General features: G+C 55.7%; 15 protein-coding genes. 1 reads left to right on the forward strand and 14 read right to left on the reverse strand.

Annotation, left to right across the window (positions count from 1 at the left end; genetic code table 11):
- Window positions 1–61: 61 nt before the first annotated feature.
- From PV433_RS33920 to PV433_RS33960, 9 genes are all read right to left on the reverse strand, one after another.
- The gene (locus PV433_RS33920; protein WP_332076363.1) at window positions 62–736 is read right to left on the reverse strand and encodes a response regulator transcription factor; all 675 of its coding nucleotides are present in this window, start codon (window positions 734–736) and stop codon (window positions 62–64) included.
- 2 nt (window positions 737–738) lie between these two features.
- Window positions 739–1,554: a sensor histidine kinase gene (locus PV433_RS33925; protein WP_332076351.1), complete on the reverse strand. Its 816-nt coding sequence runs from the start codon at window positions 1,552–1,554 to the stop codon at window positions 739–741.
- A gap of 150 nt (window positions 1,555–1,704) precedes the next feature.
- Window positions 1,705–3,339, reverse strand: a complete 1,635-nt coding sequence (locus PV433_RS33930; RefSeq protein WP_332076352.1) for a copper resistance CopC/CopD family protein — start codon at window positions 3,337–3,339, stop codon at window positions 1,705–1,707.
- A 228-nt stretch (window positions 3,340–3,567) separates the two neighbouring features.
- Window positions 3,568–3,963 (reverse strand): DUF2203 domain-containing protein, encoded by a 396-nt coding sequence (locus PV433_RS33935; RefSeq protein ID WP_332076364.1) that lies wholly within the window; start codon window positions 3,961–3,963, stop codon window positions 3,568–3,570.
- A gap of 58 nt (window positions 3,964–4,021) precedes the next feature.
- A complete protein-coding gene (locus PV433_RS33940) occupies window positions 4,022–4,831 on the reverse strand; it encodes a metallophosphoesterase (RefSeq protein WP_332076353.1) in 810 nt (269 codons plus the stop codon).
- Window positions 4,832–5,024: 193 nt separating this feature from the next.
- Window positions 5,025–6,770 (reverse strand): diguanylate cyclase, encoded by a 1,746-nt coding sequence (locus PV433_RS33945; protein ID WP_332076354.1) that lies wholly within the window; start codon window positions 6,768–6,770, stop codon window positions 5,025–5,027.
- Window positions 6,754–9,792: an ATP-binding protein gene (locus tag PV433_RS33950; protein WP_332076355.1), complete on the reverse strand. Its 3,039-nt coding sequence runs from the start codon at window positions 9,790–9,792 to the stop codon at window positions 6,754–6,756. Before PV433_RS33950 ends, PV433_RS33945 begins: the two co-directional genes overlap by 17 nt.
- 22 nt (window positions 9,793–9,814) lie before the next feature.
- Window positions 9,815–10,192 carry a response regulator gene (locus tag PV433_RS33955; RefSeq protein ID WP_190929121.1) on the reverse strand — a complete coding sequence of 126 codons (378 nt, stop codon included), beginning with the start codon at window positions 10,190–10,192 and terminating at the stop codon, window positions 9,815–9,817.
- Between the two features lie 112 nt (window positions 10,193–10,304).
- On the reverse strand, window positions 10,305–10,595 hold the full coding sequence (locus tag PV433_RS33960; protein ID WP_190929120.1) for a CD3324 family protein: 291 nt from the start codon (window positions 10,593–10,595) through the stop codon (window positions 10,305–10,307).
- 604 nt (window positions 10,596–11,199) lie between these two features.
- On the opposite strand from PV433_RS33960, the gene PV433_RS33965 reads away from it, so the two are divergent.
- Window positions 11,200–12,393 (forward strand): RCC1 domain-containing protein, encoded by a 1,194-nt coding sequence (locus tag PV433_RS33965; RefSeq protein ID WP_332076356.1) that lies wholly within the window; start codon window positions 11,200–11,202, stop codon window positions 12,391–12,393.
- Window positions 12,394–12,494: 101 nt separating this feature from the next.
- On the opposite strand, the gene PV433_RS33970 is transcribed toward PV433_RS33965, so the two are convergent.
- The 5 genes from PV433_RS33970 to PV433_RS33990 all read right to left on the reverse strand — a co-directional run.
- Entirely contained in the window at window positions 12,495–12,710 is a 216-nt protein-coding gene (locus PV433_RS33970; protein ID WP_332076357.1) for a hypothetical protein, read from the reverse strand.
- Between the two features lie 543 nt (window positions 12,711–13,253).
- The gene (locus tag PV433_RS33975; RefSeq protein WP_332076358.1) at window positions 13,254–14,420 is read right to left on the reverse strand and encodes a M20 family metallopeptidase; all 1,167 of its coding nucleotides are present in this window, start codon (window positions 14,418–14,420) and stop codon (window positions 13,254–13,256) included.
- A gap of 37 nt (window positions 14,421–14,457) precedes the next feature.
- Window positions 14,458–16,191, reverse strand: coding sequence for a dihydroxy-acid dehydratase (locus PV433_RS33980; protein WP_332076359.1), 1,734 nt, complete (start codon window positions 16,189–16,191; stop codon window positions 14,458–14,460).
- Between the two features lie 191 nt (window positions 16,192–16,382).
- A complete protein-coding gene (locus PV433_RS33985; RefSeq protein WP_332076360.1) occupies window positions 16,383–17,159 on the reverse strand; it encodes a 3-hydroxybutyrate dehydrogenase in 777 nt (258 codons plus the stop codon).
- Window positions 17,160–17,920: 761 nt separating this feature from the next.
- Window positions 17,921–18,705: biotin-dependent carboxyltransferase family protein (locus tag PV433_RS33990; protein ID WP_332076361.1), on the reverse strand; the 785-nt coding region annotated here is incomplete at its 5' end.

The raw sequence follows: 18,705 nt of genomic DNA on the forward strand, positions 1-18,705 counted from the left end.
ATGTTTGTCAGCACTTCTTACTGTACCCAAAAAGCGGACGGGTGAGAATGACTCGACCGGGCTATTTTTCGGCACGTTTATGACCGATATGTGTCAGCCCTTGCCTTACGGCGTAGGCCGTCAGCTGCACCCGGTTTTCCAGACTTAGTTTATCCAGTATATTTTTAATGTGGTTTTTGACCGTATTCTCAGCGATGACCAGCCGCTCCGCGATTTGCCGGTTCGTCTCGCCGGCCGCCACGCAAGCGACCAGCTCCCGCTCGCGCGGGGTCAGCACCGCCGCATCCGGCTCGGACGAGACCGGATTCGCCCCTCCCCGGAAATGCTGGAACAGCTTGTCCGCCATCTGGCGGGACACTTCCGAGTTATCGTCCAGCAGCGCGTGCAAATATTGCATCCAGTCGTCCGGGTCCATATTTTTGAGCAAATACCCTTGCGCTCCGAACTGGATCGCGGTGAACAGATCGGCTACGTGGTCGGAGACGGTGAGCATCACGACGCGGATATGCGGGTACGTCTGCTTAATGCGTCGTGTCGCCTCCAGCCCGCTGATGTCCGGCATGTTGATATCCATCAGCACGAGATCGGGCTGCAGATTGCCGCATAGGGCAACCGCTTCGACTCCTCCCGAAGCTTCGCCGACCGTGTCGAACCAATCATCTTCGTCCAGCAGACTGCGAATCGCTTTGCGCCCAAGCGGATGGTCGTCCGCGATCAATACGCGGTATGGCGTCATAGTCATGGCGTCCCATGCTCCTTTCTCCCGGCCAGCCGCAGCTCCGTGCCGCCGCTCTCCATCGTCCGGACGGTCAGGTCGGCATCCAGCTCGGCCGCCCGCTTCCGCATCATCGGGATTCCGTACTTGCTGGAGTCCGAAGCCTCCGATTTCATACCCACGCCGTTGTCGCGCACAGTCAGACTCCAGCTCCCTGAACCGTCGTAATCGTACTCCCATTCGAGCAGCACCCGGTCGGCTTTGGAATGTTTCCGGATGTTCGTGAACGCTTCCTGGACGATCGCAAACAGCTGAACCTCTTCGGACGAGTGGAACAGCCCTTCGGTCCACTCCCCCTGCCGATCCACCTCGACGCCCGATAGGACGCTCCATTCGCGGAGCCACCGGCCGAGACGATCCGGGAACGACACGCCGTCCTCGGGGAGCGAGCGCAGATTAAAGATCGCCTGACGCAAATGATGATCGATCTCCGATACGGCCGACCGCGCCTCCTCCGTCTTGCCCTGCTTCAGCTGCACGTTCAGGAAAAACAGCACCTGCGCGATATTGTCGTGCAGCTCCCGGGCCAGCCTTTCCCTCTCCTCATAGACGGCCCTTCTTGACTGCTCCTCGGCCAGCGTCGCGTTCATCCGTTCGATCTTGCGGAACATCCAGTTGGAAAACCAGTACGATAACAGCAAGGTCAGGGCGATGATATAAAAGTTCCCGGCCTCCATCGACAAATAATGGAGCATAAACTCGTGGCGGATCAGCTCGAAGCCGCCGATTACGATCGCCGGAAGAAGAATCGTAAACCATTTCAGCCTTTGCAGCGACAAACGCGTCCCCCCTCTTGGCCGTGCAGCTTTCTTGTACGTCCAGGCTCAGCTCAGCTTCCGCTGAACACGTACCCTCGCTCTTTTAAAAAGCTCCCTTGCAAGGCGCGCCAAGGCGCAGCAGGCAAGGGAGCTTCCCCGTCGTTTCCGCTATTAATACAGTCTCGTTTGTTCCGTATACACGGTCTCGTCGTCATTTTTGTCCAGCAGGCGGAACTCCAGCTTCCACAATCCGGCGAACGGCAGATAAGGTCCTTCGGCTTTGTAGCTGAACTGGCCATATGTCTCGTCCGCCGTGAATCCGGCGTCTTCCTGATCGTTGACGTGCTCCGCAAGCGGTACTTCAATCGGCGCAATATCCGGATTGTCCAGATTGTGCAGCTTCAATTGAACCCGCTTCGGCTTGTCCAGCTCCTTCGGCAGCCAGACGTCCACCTGGAACCGGTTGTCCCCCGGGACCTTCGGCGTTATTTGTACAGTCGCATGCACCTTCTCGCCCATCTGATGCCAATATAACGGTTCATTCGGCGGCACCGGACTGATAAAGGTAAGTAAGCCGACAAGAACGACGATGATGCTCATCGCGCCGAAGTCCATCCTCACCATGTCGCGTAAATCTTTTTCCTTGCGGCCTTTCATCGCCATCCGGATTCCGAGCGCCATCAAGATGACCAGAACGACGAACACGACTTTGGCGATCAGCAGCTTGCCCCACTGCGAATAAAGCAAGTAATTCAGCCCAGGCAAATACAGCAGCGTCGTCGCCGTGCCCGACAAAGTGAGCACGATAATCGAGATCAGGGCGTACCTGGAAAATGCGGGCAGGAAGCTGTCGATCCATGTTCTGTTTTTCTTCCACGCCGGCACGATCAGCAGAAGACCGCCAACCCAGACAGCGGCGCCCAGCAGGTGGATGAAATCGAGCGATACGGTCAATACCCGCGGTTCATAGCCCATCGCATGCCCGTTGACGCTTTTGGCGGCAAGCAGCAGAACGATCCATACGGCATCCCCGGCCTTCGACCGGCCAAGCATGGCAAAGCCGACGAGAGACAGCACGAACGCGATCAGCCACGAACGGCCGACCCACGTACCGGTGAACAGTCCGATCAACTCGCCGAACCCTTGGTCGCCAAGCAGATCCTGATAATGAAAATAAACAAACGCGATCAACGCCAGAAAATGAGTGCGCTGCACGCTCAGCAAACCGTTGCGGTAGTATCCGCTAACCGCGGATTGGTTCAGTCCGGCCGCTATTCCCCAGAACACCCAGCCCGCCACGGCCAGCAGCCCGAAGAAATAGGCGATCCGGGATATGTATTTCAAAATGTCGTACACGCTCATATCCGCCGAGAGCGAATGCCCGGCGTGCAGCGACTCCGGCGAAGCGATCAGCGATCCTTCCGAACCGGGACCGATCGACAGCACGTAGGTGCCCTCCACCGGATGCCCGTCTGCGGAGATGACGTGATAGGTTACCGTATAACGGCCGTTCGACAGCTTCGGCAGCTCCAGCTGCATCGCCTTCTGGTCGCCGCTTAGCGTCGCTTTCCGATCGGATATTTCCCTGCCGATCTCATCAAAAACTTTGATGTAATACAATTCCGCTTCAAGCCGTTCATTAAACGTAAGCTCGATTCGTTCCGGCGCTGTATTCAGCTGGCTGTTCGCCTCCGGCACCGCCTTCGTCAAAACGGCATGCGCGGACACCCGCTCCGGCGAAATCAACAGAACGGCGCCGAATAGCATAATCGCCGCTGCAACAAGCCATCGCTTCATAAGATTCATGTCACTGCTCGATCCCCTCGTTGTCTCATAGAGGTTGTTCAAAAAGTCCACTTTTGATCACGAAGCCGATCAGGAAGCCTACTCTACATCGAGTATGGAATTCAGCCGGAACTTCCGGTGCTCACGTAGCTTTCACTACGCTCCGCTCCTCATTTCCTAGCTTCATCCCATCTTCTCGGTGCTAAAAACCGGACTTTTTGAACTCTCGCACTCTAAGACTTTCTCGTCCTATTCGTTTAACGGCCTTCTGCCGTAAAATCCGTCGTTAAATCCGTGCCAATGCGTAATGCGGTCTTCCCCTTGCCGCCAGCAGAGCAATACTTCCTCTCCGTTCAGGATAGCCGGGAAATCGATCAGGCCCATGTCCAGGTCTTTCAACTGGGCACCCTTCCTGTGAATGCTCCGGATGATCGCTCTCGCTTCAATCTGACTAAATTCCAGTTCGCACTCTAATGTAAAAAACGGATCGGACTGCTCGTCGCGCCGAATCCCCGCCTTCTCCTTCAACTGAATCAGTCTCTTGTAGAGCTCTTCATACTCTTTTGCGATCGATTGAACCGCAGCAAGCTCCTCGCGGATCGTCGGCAGCAGCGCGTTGGCTTCTTCCAGCGTAAACCACTTCATCTCCAATCTCCATCGCCTCCCAGCTTCGATTGTACCAAAAGGAGGGAGGCGAATCCAATCACGGTTTGCCGGTGACCCGGATCAGCGCAATTTCCGGACGGCATCCGAATCGCAGCGGGAGATGGACTGTTCCCAGTCCGCGGTTTACATAAACATACTGATTCGGCTTCATTTCCTTAAGCCCGGTGTGGTAACGATTGTAGGGCCACAAAGACTTGCCGAACAAGCGGATCTGCCCTCCGTGCGTATGGCCGGCCAGCAGCAGGTCGTAGCCGATCGACCGCTGGTCGAGCCACCTGACGATCCCCGGAGAATGGCCGAGTGTAAGCCGGAAGGCCCCTTCCAGCTGCTCTTGGGGCGGGTTATAGCGCTCCCGTCCGTATACCGAATTATCGAAGCCGTAGACGAGAATTCGCGAGTTTTTCATCTCGACCAGCTCGCCGTCATTGGCAAGCACCCGAATGTTGCGCGTGCCGATTTTGCGCAAAACGTCAATGTGCTCCGCCTCGGTCAGCTTTCGCTTGCGAAACCCGGTTTTCTCCTCCCATTCATGGTTGCCCGGCACAAAATAAACGTACGTGCACCGCAGCCCGGTCAGCTCCCTCATCACTTCCGGAAGCTGCTCCAGCTTGTTGAACAGATCGCCGGTAACGCACACGATGTCGGGCTTAAGCGAGTCGACGATATCCCCGACCGTACCGCTCCAAAATTTAGTTCGACCGTGCAGATCGGATATTTGAACAATTCGCAATTCTCCGTTCACACGATCGGAGCTCACCTTCGTTTCCGTCACTTCCACATGGATCGTCCCGTAGAACAAGTAGATTAAAACGGCGACAGCCCCGAAGATGGCCAAAACGTATATCATTCCATTCCCCCGTTTCTTCCGTAATGTCGGTTTTGTTCATCGGTCATGACCACTTGCGATAGACCTGCAGAGCATAACCTCCCTATCCCCATCATACTACTGGAACCTGCGACAAGAAAAGGGAAATTGTTGAAGGGATCGTGAACGATAAAACAAGTGCCCGCAACCTTCAATCAGGCGCGGGCGGCAAGGCTCAGCTCTCCAGCTCCAGCAGACGCTTCACCCGCATCTCCAGATCGACAAGCGAGAACGGCTTGGACATATACTCGTCGGCTCCGAGCCGCAATGCCAAGGCGATATCGTCCTCGCGCTTCTTACCTGAGAGCATAAGAATCCGGACATGCCTGTACCGGTCGCCGGAGTCGGACTTCAGCTTGCGCAGCAGCGCAAATCCGTCCAGCTTGGGCATAACCCCGTCGAGGATACACAGATCGGCCCCGTGCGCGGACAAGTATGCCAGCGCTTCCTCCCCGTCGCTCGCTTCCGCGACTTCGACAGGCAACTGCTTCAGACGCGCTACCAGAATGGAGCGGAGTATGCTATCATCGTCGGCGACCAGTACGCGCCTCAGCTTCGGCGGCGCCCCCAGAACTGACGCGGTGCCCGGCTCTATGCTGCCGCAAGATTGCAGAACGCGATTCCGTCCCTGCTGCTTGGCCCGGTACATCGCTTCATCAGCAAGCGCGATCCAATGTGCCATAGGCAGACCCGCGGTCCACTCGGATACACCGCAGGAGAAGGTGATCGAGAACGACTGGCCTTCATACTGCGCGACCGGCTGCTTATTCGTCACTTGAAGCACGCTGTTCAGCAGCTGCGCTGCCTGCTCTCCGGTCGTGTTCGGCATCACGACGACGAACTCTTCCCCGCCGTAGCGGGCCAAAATATCGGTCGGGCGCAAATGCTGTTGAAGCAAATGCGCAAGCCCCTGTAGGACGAGATCACCGATCGCATGGCCGTAGCTGTCGTTAATCGTCTTGAACCGGTCGATATCGATAAAGGCGAGCGAGATCGGGACCGGATATCTGGCGATCCGCTGCAGCTCCAGCTCGACCTGATGATCGAAGTAGCGACGGTTGTACACGCCCGTAAGCGGATCGCGGAACGCCAGCTGCTCGAAGCTTTTCGTACGGGAGAGCAGGCTGTAGATGCGCGCCGCCAGTTCCTCGTACTGGAACGGCTTCGTCACGTAATCGTTAGCGCCGAGCAGCAGACAGCGCACTTTGTCATGGACGTCGCAGCGCGCGGAGAGAACGATAAGCGGAAGCCATTTTAATGTCGGATCTTCCTTCAAATGATCGAACAGCTCGTAACCCGACTGCGGATGCATCATCAGGTCCAGCAAAATCAGATCGTAGACGTCGTCGTGCAGCATGCCCTTGGCGCGTTCCACGGAATCCGCTTCATGGACGGTGTACCCGTCGAGTTCCAGCCGTCTGACCAGAAACGAGCGGAGCACGTCGTCGTCGTCGATGACCAGCAGTTTGCTGCCGAGTCCCGTCTGGAGCTGACGGAAGCCTTGCTCCTGTTGCACGGTCAACTGCTGCTGCCGCTGCAGGATGATCAGCTCCATCTTCAGCTGCATCAGGCTCGCTTTGCTGTTCAATACGCTTTGCTTGGCCAAGTGGACCGCCGCCGGCGCGGACGGTTCCCGCTCCGTCTCCTCCTGCGTCCACTCCCACTCCTCGGCAAGCGACTGCGCCACGGCGCCGATGCTGTCGAAGCCGAATATCGGGGCACTTCCTTTGAGCGTATGGACATGCCGGTACAATTGGTTCGGGCAGCTCTCGTCAAAGTCGAGGTCAATCCGCTCGAGCAACCGTTCCATATCCCGGATCTGCTTATCCAGTTCGGCCAGAAAACGGGTTTTCCCTTCGCGCATCAGCCGTTCGTTTTTGCGCTTTTTGTCCAGACTGTCTGTGTTATTCGTCTCTGTCATGTTTCTTCACTTCCACTTCAATGGTGTCCCGATTAATCTTCAGATCCGCTACCCGCAGCCCTTTCTGTTCCAGCGCAGCGGCAACCGCCGCCTCGTCCTGAACCGGGAAGACGACCGACGCTTGGTGCGGAGTCCGTTCCATAAGTCCCGATGCCAGTTCCAGAAGACGGTCGATCGTAAACGGCTTGCGCAAAAACTTGCCCGTCTCCGTCTCCAGAAAATGTTTCGGCGGCTCCAGCACCGTAGATACGATGACCGGAGTGCCGCTATAGACCGGATGCTGCAGCAGCTCCGTTATAAAGTCCCAGCCGGACTTCGTCCCCTCCAGCTGAATATCGACGATGCACAGCAGCGGCGCCCGGTCGGACGTATCCCGCAGCGACAGAATCGCGTCCTCGGCGCTGCGGATGCGGACCGTCGGCGACTGCAGCTTCTCGAACGCTACCGCAATCAGCTTGGATAAGTTCTCGTCGTCCTCTACGATGACGATCTTGCCTCCCAGGCCGGAGACGCTGTACGTCCGCAGCCGGACCCGAAACGTCGAGCCTTGGCCGAGCTCCGAATCGAACGATAACGTCCCGTTATGGGAATCGACGATCTCCTTGACGATCGCGAGCCCGAGCCCCGTGCCGCCGATCTGCCTGCGGTCGGAATTATCCACCCGGTAAAACTTGGAGAACAGCTTCTCCTTGGCGTCCTCCGGGATGCCAAGACCGAAATCCCGCACCTCGACGATCGCATGCTCCCCTTCCTTCCGCAGCTTCACGACAATTTTGTCGCTATCCGGCGAATATTTGACTGCATTGCTGATCAGATTGTGCATCACCTGCGTCATCCGGTCGATGTCGGCCGTGACGAACACGTCCGGCTCGATGCGGAGCTCGGCCCGGTGATTATGCTTGCCCTGCCACTGCTCGGCTACATCGCGGACGATGGCGGACAGATTGGCCGGCACCATCTGATACGTCTGTTTGCCCGACTCCATCCGCTGGAGGTCGAGAAAGTCGTTGATCAGGTTCGACAGCCGGTTCGCTTCCTTGTAGATCGTCTCCATATACTTTTTCTGCTTTTCTTTGGCGATATCGCGGTGCAGTAAAATTTCCATAAATCCGAGCACGGTCGCAAGCGGCGTACGCAGCTCATGCGACACGATGCTGATGAATTCGTTTTTCATCTCGTCGGCCATCTCTTCGCTCGTCCGGTCGCGGAAGACGAACAGGTAGCTCGGCGTATGCTCGACCGGATCGGGGATTGCATTCACATACAGCTCGTAATGCCGTTCCCGTCCGTCTTCCCGGCTGATCGTGAAGCGCTCCTGAAGCTCGTCCATCGATCCGTTCATGACGGCTTCCGTAAAATCGCACAATCGCGTTTTGCCCGGCATGCCCGCTTCCAGGTAACGGCAAAAATCAAGCACAGACGAGCCGGAGAACCGGTCGAACCCGAACATTTCGTTCATCCGCTCATTGGAGAAGACGATCCGCCCATTCCGGTCGCACATCACCATGCCCTCGTGAATCGATTCGACGATTCTGCGGACGAGATCGCGCTGCTGCTGGAGACCGTCACGCTCCTGGGACAGCTCTTCGTTCAGCTCCTCGAGCAGATACGCCTGTTTGCGGCGCTCTTCGTTCGTCATCTGAGCCGTGAAAGCGAGCGCAAACTGACGGACGAGCCCGTACGCCAGCCGGTGCTGCGTATCGTTCTCCTCGTTTGCCCCGTAGGCGGTAAGCAGGAGCAGCCCGATCGGACTCGACTGCTCGTCCAGCAGCGGATAATACTGATCCCGGGCACAGGCGTAACCGCCATGTATGCCCCGCTCGTCCGAATCCAGCGGCCGGTTGCGGTACAGCGGCTGCTTCTCCGCCAGCGTACGCCGGCTCGGGCCGAACAGTTCTTTGAAGGAAGCCGGAACGGCACCTTCGGGATAACCGTACGCATAGATGACGTCGTATTCGGACGTTTCCGGATTTGGCGCGATCAGCACGGCCGAATCCTGATGGAGCGCCTGGAGCAGCGCGGTAACCGAATGATCCAGAAACGCTCTCATCTCCACATGGCCGGCCAGCTTCTCCTGGTAGCTCGAGATCAGCTCCAGCTCCCGTTCACGGTCGGTCAGCTTGAACAGCATCTCCTGCTGCTCGATCTGCTGGGCGGATATTTCCTCGTTTTGCGCTTCCAGCAAATCCCGCTGGTCGATCAACTCCTTGTTCGTCTCCTGAAGCGCGTCATGCCGCTGCTTCAACTGGCGGGACATGATATTAATGCCGCGCTCCAGTCTCCCCAGCTCATCATGACGCGAGCTGACGGCAAGCTCCGCATATTCGCCTCCGGCGATTTGATTAACGGCCCGATCCGCCCGGATAATCGGAGTAATGACGCTGCGCCTCAAGTAAATCACAAGCAGCAGTCCTGCAGCGGCCGCCCCCGCCACGGCGAACAAGGGAAGCAGGATGAGCAGGTCTGTCCGTCTCCGGTTGTCGTCTAGCCAACGCTCGACGGACTCGGTCTGGGCAGCCAGAATCGTATTGAAGTTACGGCTCATCTCGGTTACGCTTCCGGTCGTCGTCGTGCTGGACATCTGCTCGATTTTTTCCATATCGCCGCTCTTCTTCAGTTCGATCACGACTGCGCTGGAGTTCCGGTAGTTCGACCACGCTTCGCGGATGGCGTCCCACGAATCCGTATACTTCTCTCCGTAATCGCGGCTCTGGAACCGCCCGGACACTTGATCGAGCATCTCCCCGAACGTTTGCTGCCTATGTAAAAATTCATTCAAAAATTGTTCCCGGCCGAACGCCAAATAAGCCCTCAAATCGGAAACGACAGCTTGCGACTCGCTGTGCAGCTTCTCGACCAGCGCCTGATCCTGGAGCTCCAGTTCCAGCTTCTCCCGCGTCCCCGTAATATGGTTGTTCATCAGCAATCCGGCCGACAGCACGACAGCTGCGAACAGCGTCATGACGAGCACGATGAGAAGCGACACTTTGGAAGCTACACTTCTGGATGGTAGTGGAATCATGGCTTGTCCCTTTCCCGGCCGGTTAACCGTCGCCCAGCAGCTTGCCGACGTCGTCGATCAATTGAAGCGGACTGAACGGCTTCACGATATAAGACGTAATGCCCGCCGCTTTGGCCCGTTCTTTATCTTTCTCAAGCGCCTTGGCCGTGAGCAGAATAACCGGAATGTCCCGATTCGGCGAAGCGGAGCCGCGCAGCCATTCGCAGACTTCCACTCCGGTCAGCTCCGGCATCATATAATCGAGGATCACGAGATCGAACGTCTCCGCCTCCAGCCATTCCTTCGCCTGCCGTCCGTCCTCCGCCTCCGAGAGGGCATACCCTTCATCCGCCAGCGTCTCCGTAAGCAAGAAGCGGAGCGACGCTTCGTCGTCCGCAAGTAAGATCGTTTTGACCGTCATGCTGCTCTCCCCGTCCATTCTGCCAGTACATAAGTTCTGGAATTATTATATCATTTCCTTAGCGATGTGGGCGGCAAAAAAAAAGAAAAGCAAGACGGCTAGCGTCTTGCTTTTACTTCGCTACATTTTGTACCAGATCCCGGGTTTTGACGATAATTTTGCGGATGCTGTCCTCGGACAGATGGAACCGCTGGATCAGCTCGACTACGCTGCTGCCGTTTTTGTACAGCTGGTAAATCTCGCGGTTGCGCTTCTCGATCAGTGTCCGTGTTCCGTTATTCTCGCCCCAGCCTGCACGGGTTTGCCCGATTTTCGGTATATAAACAAGCTCGCCTTGAATGTATTTTTGTAATTCCTTCAATAAGCTAGGCGGAAGAAAATCCTTTCCGTTTTTGTAACTCATTGATGAAAACCTCCTCTTGAATGTGTGGTTCCAGAACCGACCCAACGTTAACGAGCGCTTTCATCTTCTCACCTCCTATTTAGAATGGGATCGTACGTTGCCGTCCGATCAGCCGCGAGCGGCGGATTCGTCCCGAAAAAGGGAACAAAAAAACACGATAACCCGCATCGTGCCTGTGTCGTCGTATGTATAACATGCGCATCAGGTGAAGGTTAAGATAGGTCGTATTCGGTTAAAAGCGGTACACCTCTTGTTTTTCGTTGACAAACTTTTGCATTGCCGAACGCCTCCTTTCACCTAGGATGATTTTGGTCGATACTTCGAGGGTCGTCATCACTCCGAACCCGCTTGGCGGCGGTTAAGTGAATGTATCCCCTTTTGGTAACACTACAATTATATGGGATATGGCTTATTTCATCAACCCCGGCAACAGGAAAGATTATTTATAGCTATACTCTCCCTGCAGGAAGTAATCTTTACGGAATGAGATATATGGCGGAATAAAGTATTTCCCATTTATTATAAATTTGGTGCAACCTCACATTTATTTTTAGAGTCTTAATAACATATCTGTATATTTTTCCATATCATGGAGGTTGAGGGAATGAGGTTCGCTGAGTTAGCGAAGAAAGTGAAGAAATCGGTGTCGGCTTTAACTGTAACTGCACTGCTACTAACTGGAGTAACGTCTTCCGTTTATGCAGAAGAAAAGAACCCGCCGCCAAAAGTGGTACAAATTTTAGATTTCGGTTATTACGGTTATCCACTCGTTCTGGATGATCAAGGTAATGTTTGGGGGATGTCCATATCTTCTCTTGCTTATCGAAAAAATCTGCTTCCAAAGCGTGCCAATTTTGTGAAAGTGGAAAACATGAGCAATGTCGTTTCTATTAGCGGAGGTAGGTACGGTGCCGCTATTAAAGAAGACGGAACGATGTGGGCCATTGAGTTCACAGATTTGACGAAAGATTATAACGAAAAATGGGGAATTTATGCACCTGCTCACATAACTAAGGTTCCCGGCTTGAAAAATATCGTTCATACACGAGGACCGGGTACCGCTGTCGACCGGGACGGAAGGCTTTGGTTGTGGAAATCCATTTCTGAACATACAAAAAAACTATTGGATTGGGAAAAGTATTTCACGGAGGAGAAAGAACCTTCGGTGGTAAAAGGATTAGACGGCGTTAAAGATTTATTGGCCACTATGATCCTTAAAGAAGACGGAACGGTGTGGAATTGGAAATGGGAACCGCGTAATGGCAGTTTCATAGACATGATACGGACGACAAGCCCTGTACAGATTGAAGAGTTGTCCGACATTGTGAAGCTTAGCGGAGCCGGCACCACTTATAATTATGCTGCTCTTAAAAAGGATGGGACGGTTTGGATATGGGGAGGCGGAAAACTGTCCCCGCCCGAACATCAAGGCTACGGGAAACCTGTGGTTCCGACTCAAGTGGAAGGTTTATCCGATATTGTCGATGTCTCTATCTCCGAAAACCATCTTCTGGCATTGAAAGAAGATGGAACCGTCTGGTCTATGGGGTATTTTCCAAGAAAAGCAGAACATCTTTTTGCCAGCAACTACGAGGAACCGGATAACTACAGACCCCCTCATCAGGTTGAAGGTTTAACGGATGTGGGTGCAGTCTACACCCACAACAAAACAAGTGCCGTTATTAAAAAAGACGGAACCTTATGGATGTGGGGGCTTGATATGCATGGGCTGTTCGGGCCTACTGACTTCTCTATACAGCCGACCCCCGTTCAAGTATTGCTCCGGCCGGACCTATGATAAGAGGATTAAGGACCTAGGTTTGTGATCTGTAAAAAGAAGTGACATGGCAAACTTGCCGGTGGTTTAATCCGCCGGCTTTTTTTGTGTTCAGTTGTATATTATTTCGACAAAACACCCATAAACTCCCGAACAAGCCGGACATACACCTGCACGGTCAGCTCCAGCTCGCGGATCTCCACATATTCCACATCGCCATGCGCGGTAAGCTGGTCCGGTCCGTGACACAGGGCAGGTACGCCGAGAGCGTTCGCCAGTATGCCCGCATCGGTGACGGGCTTTTTGCCGACTGAAGAAAACTCAAACGTTTCACACAAAACGTGTCAGGAAAGATTAATCTAACGATTCAAAAACCTTGTGGCGTAAGGGTTCCCAGCCGCCGAAAATGGGTAGCTTTCTCATACCGACATCTTGATTACTTGTGACAGGGCTTCTATGTGTGGTCATCGACGTGACATGGACCTGTTCAACGTAACGAACCCAGGAGCTCTTATTGAATCAAAACGCGGGAAATTGAAATGGTTACGAACTTCAGAGGTGTTATTTCCTGCTTGAGACTGCATTTCTGTTCATTTTTTAAACATAGGGTTGTTGCGGTTCGTTAGATCTGAAAGGAAGGCTTTTGCATGATAATAACAACTTTCTGGTTCGTTATAAATTGTGTCGGCTTGATAGGCATGGGCTGTTTGGGCCTAGTGGCTTCTCTATACAGCTCACTCCCGTTCAAGTATTGCTCCGGCCAGAGCTATAATAAGGGGAATAAGGACGTAGGTTTATGGTTGTAAAAAAGAAGTTGCATGACAAAATGGCCGGCGGTTTACTCCGCCGGCTTTCGAATTTGCATCAGGCTCCGTCACTTTCTACTTCGTTTGGAGGCCCATAAACTCCCGGACAAACCGGGCGTACACCTGCACGGTCAGCTCCAGCTCGCGGATCTCCACATACTCCACGTCGCCATGCGCGGTGAGCTGGTCCGGTCCGTGACACAGGGCGGGGACGCCGAGCGCGTTCGCCAGTATCCCGGCATCGGTGACGAGCTTTTTGCCGACTGAAGGGAATTCGACGTTTCGTACGGCCACGACGGCGCGGCGCAGCGCGGCGACGGCCTCGCTGTCCTTGTCTAGCCGGTAACCGTCGCGGACTTTTTTCAGATCCAGCTTGATCCGCACCCCGAAACGGGCCGCCAGCTCATCCAGACCTCCGCGCATGATGCTTTCCACCTCTTCGTACTTCTGAACCGGATTGTACCTTCTCACGCCGACGATTTCGGCTTTGTTCGGCATCTGGTTGTAAAACTGGCCGCTATGAATCGAGCCGACGAAATACGAAGCGTACCCGATATCTTCGATATAGTCGTTCTCCAGCTCCACGTTCCAACGGTCCAGCAGCGCCACCACCTCGGCCGCGACCGAGATCGGATGCGGCGTCCCCGGCGCCGTATGAAGCTGGTGACTCGGCTCGCCGTCGCGCTCGATCGTAATCTCGAACGTCGCGGACCCGAGCTGGGCTACGGTACATTCCGTGGTAGCCCCTTCCATGACGACAACCGCATCCGCTTTCAGCGGCACGCGCTCCGTCAGGGCGATCAGGTCTTCCCCGCGCCCTCCGGGACTTTCGTGCAGGCTGTTGGATACGAGCATCAGTCGTCCCGGCAGCACCGTTCCCGACTCTTGAAGCACCCGGATCGTCTCCAGAAAGCAGGCGAGCGAACCTTTCATATCGTTGGTGCCTCTGCCGTAAATGCGGCCGTCGCGTACCTCCGGCTCGGCATGGTCCAGAGGGATCACGTCCATATGGCCGTTAAACAAGATCGTTTTGCCGCCGTGATCTTCCCCGTACACAGCGACCAGCGTAGGGTTGTTCGGGTAAAACTCGTACCGTTCGACCGAGCAGCCGACTTCCTTTAACATCTGCTCCAGCCGGTCCGCTACGTCCTTCGAATTTCCCGTCTTGCTCGGAATGCGTACGAGCTCCAGCGTATCCCGGATCACCCGGTCGATGTTCACTTGATCCAATTGTGCGGACATGGTGCAGCGCTCCTCTTCTCGTCGAATATAAGCCGTCTTAGCCTCTGCCTACTACCGGAGGAACGAAGACGGCCTCCTCCTTGCTGTTCGGACGCAAAATATCGAGGTCGCAGCCTTCCGGCGCCTGCAGCGCATGTTCGGCGAACAGTCGCGGGTATCCCCGCTTGTGCTGCGGCTCCGGCTTCGTCCAGGCCGCCATCCGGCTTGCGATCTCTTCATCGGGCAGTTCGAGCTGGAGGGTCGAGTGTTCAAGATCGGTCGTGATCCAGTCGCCATCTTGCACAATAGCGAGAGGTCCGCCGATAGCTGCTTCCGGAGCGACGTGCAAAATAACGGCACCATAGCTCGTTCCGCTCATCCGGGCATCGCTGATCCGCACCATATCGCGGACGCCCTGCTTCAGGAGCTTTTGCGGGATCGGAACTTGCCCCCACTCCGGCATTCCCATCGCGATCGGTCCGCAGTTGCGCAGAATAAGCACACTGTCCGGCGTTACATCAAGATCATCGCGGTCGATGCGCTCGAGCATGTCGGCATAATCGTTAAAGACGACCGCCTGCCCCCGGTGTTTGAACAGCTCGGGAGAAACGGCGGATTTTTTGATCACTGCGCCTTGCGGAGCGAGGTTGCCTTTAAGCACGGCAAGTCCTGACTGTTCCTTGAACGGTGCTTCAAGCGTAGCGATTACTTCTTCTTCCCCTTGGAACTTCGGCAGCTCGCGGCCATACGTTTGGCCGATCGTGTCTCCCGTACAGCTCAGACAGTCGCTATCCAGCACGGGCAGCAAATTGCGGATAACCCGCTGCAGTCCGCCCGCCTGGAAGAAATCGTCCATGCTATGTGTTCCGCTCGGCTGCAAATTCACCATCAGCGGGATGCCCTGCGTCAGTTCCTCGTAACGCTCGATCGGAATCCGGATGCCAAAACGTCCGGCTATCGCCGTGAGGTGGATCGCCGCATTCGTCGAGCCGCCGATGGCGGCAAGCAATTTAATTGAATTATGAAAAGCCGATTCGGTCATCAGCTTCGAAGGTGTCAGGTGATCTTTAACCATCTGGACGATACGCTTGCCCGTCGATTCCGCAGCCATTTTCCGGGAAGCGTGCGTCGCCGGAATGCTTGACGTTCCGGGCAGCATCATACCGAGCATCTCGGACATGCTTTTCATCGTCGAAGCGGTGCCCATGACCGGACATCCGCCAAGGCTGCACGAAATCGACTGCTCGAGTTCTTTCCAATCGCCATGCGACAGTAGCCCGGCCTTGTAATCGTCCGAGTATTTCCACAGATCCGTTCCATAATTGACCGTTTTCCCGCGGAAGCTGCCAGAAGAACGATGACCGGCCGCGAGCTGCAAAGTCGGCAAGTCACAGCTGGCTGCGCCCATCAGCTGCCCGGGAACCGTCTTGTCACATTCGCATAGCAGCACGACGCCGTCGATCGGCTGGGAACGGATGCTTTCTTCTATATCCATCGAGAGCAGGTTGCGGTACATCAGATCGGAAGGCTTCATGAAATCCGCCGGCGTAGAAATCGTATGCATCTCGATCGGATATCCGCCCGCGAGCAGCACGCCCCGTTTGACATGCTCCACCAATTCCTTATGCGGATAATTGCAGCTGTTGAAGTCGTTCCATGCATTAAAGATCCCGATGATCGGCTTGCCGACGAACGACTCCGGGTTGTGGCCCATCGCCCGCATGGCAGAGCGGTGTTGGAACGTCAATTCGGCGTTATCGTTTTCGAACCATTCGCTGCTGCGTAATTTCAAGACGCTCTCCCCTTACTTCGATTCAATATATTAAACAGTAATCATTATATTGATTTTACGAAAACGAAAAGCAAGGGTCAACTTCTTTTTTGGTCATGTTATGCGAAACGAAAATAACGTACCAGTTGTTTGCAAGAGCATGAGTTCAATATATGGAATCCGGTTCAATGACACCTAGCAAGCTCAGCCGATTATTGAGCGGTATACCCTCCGTCGATTAACAGCGCTTGCCCCGTTATCGCCCCCGCCCTGTCTCCGGCCAAATACACGGCATAGTCAGCGATCTCGGCGGTTGACAGCAGTCTGCGCTGCGGGACCAGCGGATAGATGACTTCCTCCAGCACCCGGTCCTGTCCGATACCGCGACTGCGCGCCAAATCCTCCAATTGATTGCGGACGAGGGGGGTGTCCACGTATCCCGGGCAGAGGGCATTTACCGTAATGCCGTCCGCCGCAGTTTCCAGCGCCGCTACTTTCGTGAGCCCGATCAGCCCGTGCTTCGCGCTGTTGTAAGCAGCTTTGCCTGCAAAGCCGACGACGCCGTTGATCGACGCCATATTCAAAATGCGTCCGTACCGCTGACTCTTCATCACAGGCAGCACTTGCTTCATGGCCATAAAAGGAGCGGTCAGCATCAGCTTGACCATCCGCTCGAACACGTCGGTCGGGAACTGCTCCAATAAAGCGACATGCTGCATGCCGGCATTGTTCACCAGAATATCCACCCTGCCATATTGCCTAACGGCTTCATCGATCGCCTGCATCAGATCCGATTCGATCGTCACGTCGCATCGGATGCCGGTGCACGACAATCCTGACAGCCTCAGCTGTTCCGCCGCCGCCTCCACCTTGTCTGCTTCGATATCCGTTAGCACCACATCGGCTCCGGCTTCTGCCATAGCTTTTCCTATTTGCAGCCCGATCCCGCTCGCCGCGCCTGTAATAAATGCAACCCGGTTGTTCAGCACCGTTTGCGCCTCCTATGCGGCTGATGCCGCGCTTTATTTTCATAATAGAGGTGCTGCAAGTATCGTGCCAATTGTGAGGCACGGCAGTGGCGTTGCGATTGCAAGGGAGGAGTGAGAACAACGGGAGCTGGGAGCGAGTGGGGGGCAGGAGCGCGGGGCGGCAAGTTTACGCGAGGGCGGGTTGCGATAGATAGTCAGTGAGGAGAAAAACGCGGGAACTTGGAGTGAGCTGTAGACGCGAGAGCGAAGGCGGCAAGCTACCCAGGGGGCTTGGACCGTCAGAGGTGAGCCGGCTGTAAAGATGATTAGCGGGAATACGGTCGATTGTCCAGGACGTAAGCGGATGAGGGGCGATCCTTTTTCACGAAGAGGTCTGTCTACACAGTTTTTTGGGGATTTTTGCACCCCATCTTAGGACCGGTTTTCCTTGAGAAAAAAGACCTCCGCTTCCACTTCACAGTGAAATTAGAGGTCCTCAAGTTTGAAAATCGGGACGTTCCCTTACCCTACGAACATTCTTGGGACAGATCCGCTCCCATTGCCGTATAAGGAAAAACGGCGGATTCGGGGCTATGGTTCGGATGGAGGTGCAACTTATGGTCGTTAGTTGTGCCAACCTTTACGTCGATAGCAGGATGGCTATAGGCCTCATTCGCACGGAAACGCCGCACACCTTTTTCCGCAAATCCGGAAATTTGTATCTCTTTGCGGAATTTACAGGCGAACAGCGCGGTCAATGTCCAGATAGCCCCGGTCCTTGTTTACGCTTCTTCCTGCATCCGAAGGGCGATACCCGCGCGAATCTGGTTTTCCTCCAGCCTCTGCATCAGCAGCAGCTGTTGGGATTCGTCCGTACTGATCCATTCGAAGCGGACCGTCTCGCCCGGCCGCAATTGGGCCAACACCGGCATATCCGCCTCCGCTACCTGGGCGATTCTCGGATATCCGCCTGTCGTCTGGCGGTCCGCCATGAGGACGATCGGATAACCGTCCGGCGGCACTTGCACCGTTCCGGCCGCCACCGGTTCGGAAAGCATGCTCCCTCCGTCGGAAAGGCCCATGCGAAGCTGCGGCCCTTCCAGCCGGCAGCCCATCCGGTCGGAGCGGGGCGACAGTACGAACGCCGTATCGCCAAACCGCGCAGCGCTGTCCGGCGTAAATCGTTCGTACTCGGGCCCCGGCGTTATCCGCACGACCGGATGGTCGTTATATGCCGGAAGCGCGTAGGGGCTGACGCCCCATGGGGCGGGCGCCCAAGCCGCGTTCCCGGCCTGCCGGCGCAGCATCGCAAGCAATCTGACGGCAGCGGCACCCGGCGCGCCGATCGGAAGAACGTCTCCGGCTTGCAGGGGACGTCCTTCCAGGCCGCCGAGGCGTGCGGGGACGTGCGTGCTGCGGCTGCCGAGCACCGCAGGCACGGCGAAGCCGCCTGCGACCGCGAGGTAGGCGCGGCAGCCGTCCGCAACGCGCGCGAAGGCGAGCACGGCGCCGCGGCGGACGAAGACGGGGCGCCACGCGGGCAGCGGGCGGCCGTCGACGGTCGGCA

It is taken from the genome of Paenibacillus sp. GYB004, assembly GCF_036577605.1.
Lineage (GTDB): Bacteria > Bacillota > Bacilli > Paenibacillales > NBRC-103111 > Paenibacillus_AB > Paenibacillus_AB oceani.

Coding starts and splice junctions, on each gene's coding strand:
- PV433_RS33920 (WP_332076363.1), bottom strand. CDS start 736: ATGACGCCATACCGCGTATTGATCGCGGACGACCATCCGCTTGGGCGC.
- PV433_RS33930 (WP_332076352.1), bottom strand. CDS start 3,339: ATGAATCTTATGAAGCGATGGCTTGTTGCAGCGGCGATTATGCTATTC.
- PV433_RS33935 (WP_332076364.1), bottom strand. CDS start 3,963: ATGAAGTGGTTTACGCTGGAAGAAGCCAACGCGCTGCTGCCGACGATC.
- PV433_RS33940 (WP_332076353.1), bottom strand. CDS start 4,831: ATGATATACGTTTTGGCCATCTTCGGGGCTGTCGCCGTTTTAATCTAC.
- PV433_RS33945 (WP_332076354.1), bottom strand. CDS start 6,770: ATGACAGAGACGAATAACACAGACAGTCTGGACAAAAAGCGCAAAAAC.
- PV433_RS33950 (WP_332076355.1), bottom strand. CDS start 9,792: ATGATTCCACTACCATCCAGAAGTGTAGCTTCCAAAGTGTCGCTTCTC.
- PV433_RS33955 (WP_190929121.1), bottom strand. CDS start 10,192: ATGACGGTCAAAACGATCTTACTTGCGGACGACGAAGCGTCGCTCCGC.
- PV433_RS33960 (WP_190929120.1), bottom strand. CDS start 10,595: ATGAGTTACAAAAACGGAAAGGATTTTCTTCCGCCTAGCTTATTGAAG.
- PV433_RS33965 (WP_332076356.1), top strand. CDS start 11,200: ATGAGGTTCGCTGAGTTAGCGAAGAAAGTGAAGAAATCGGTGTCGGCT.
- PV433_RS33975 (WP_332076358.1), bottom strand. CDS start 14,420: ATGTCCGCACAATTGGATCAAGTGAACATCGACCGGGTGATCCGGGAT.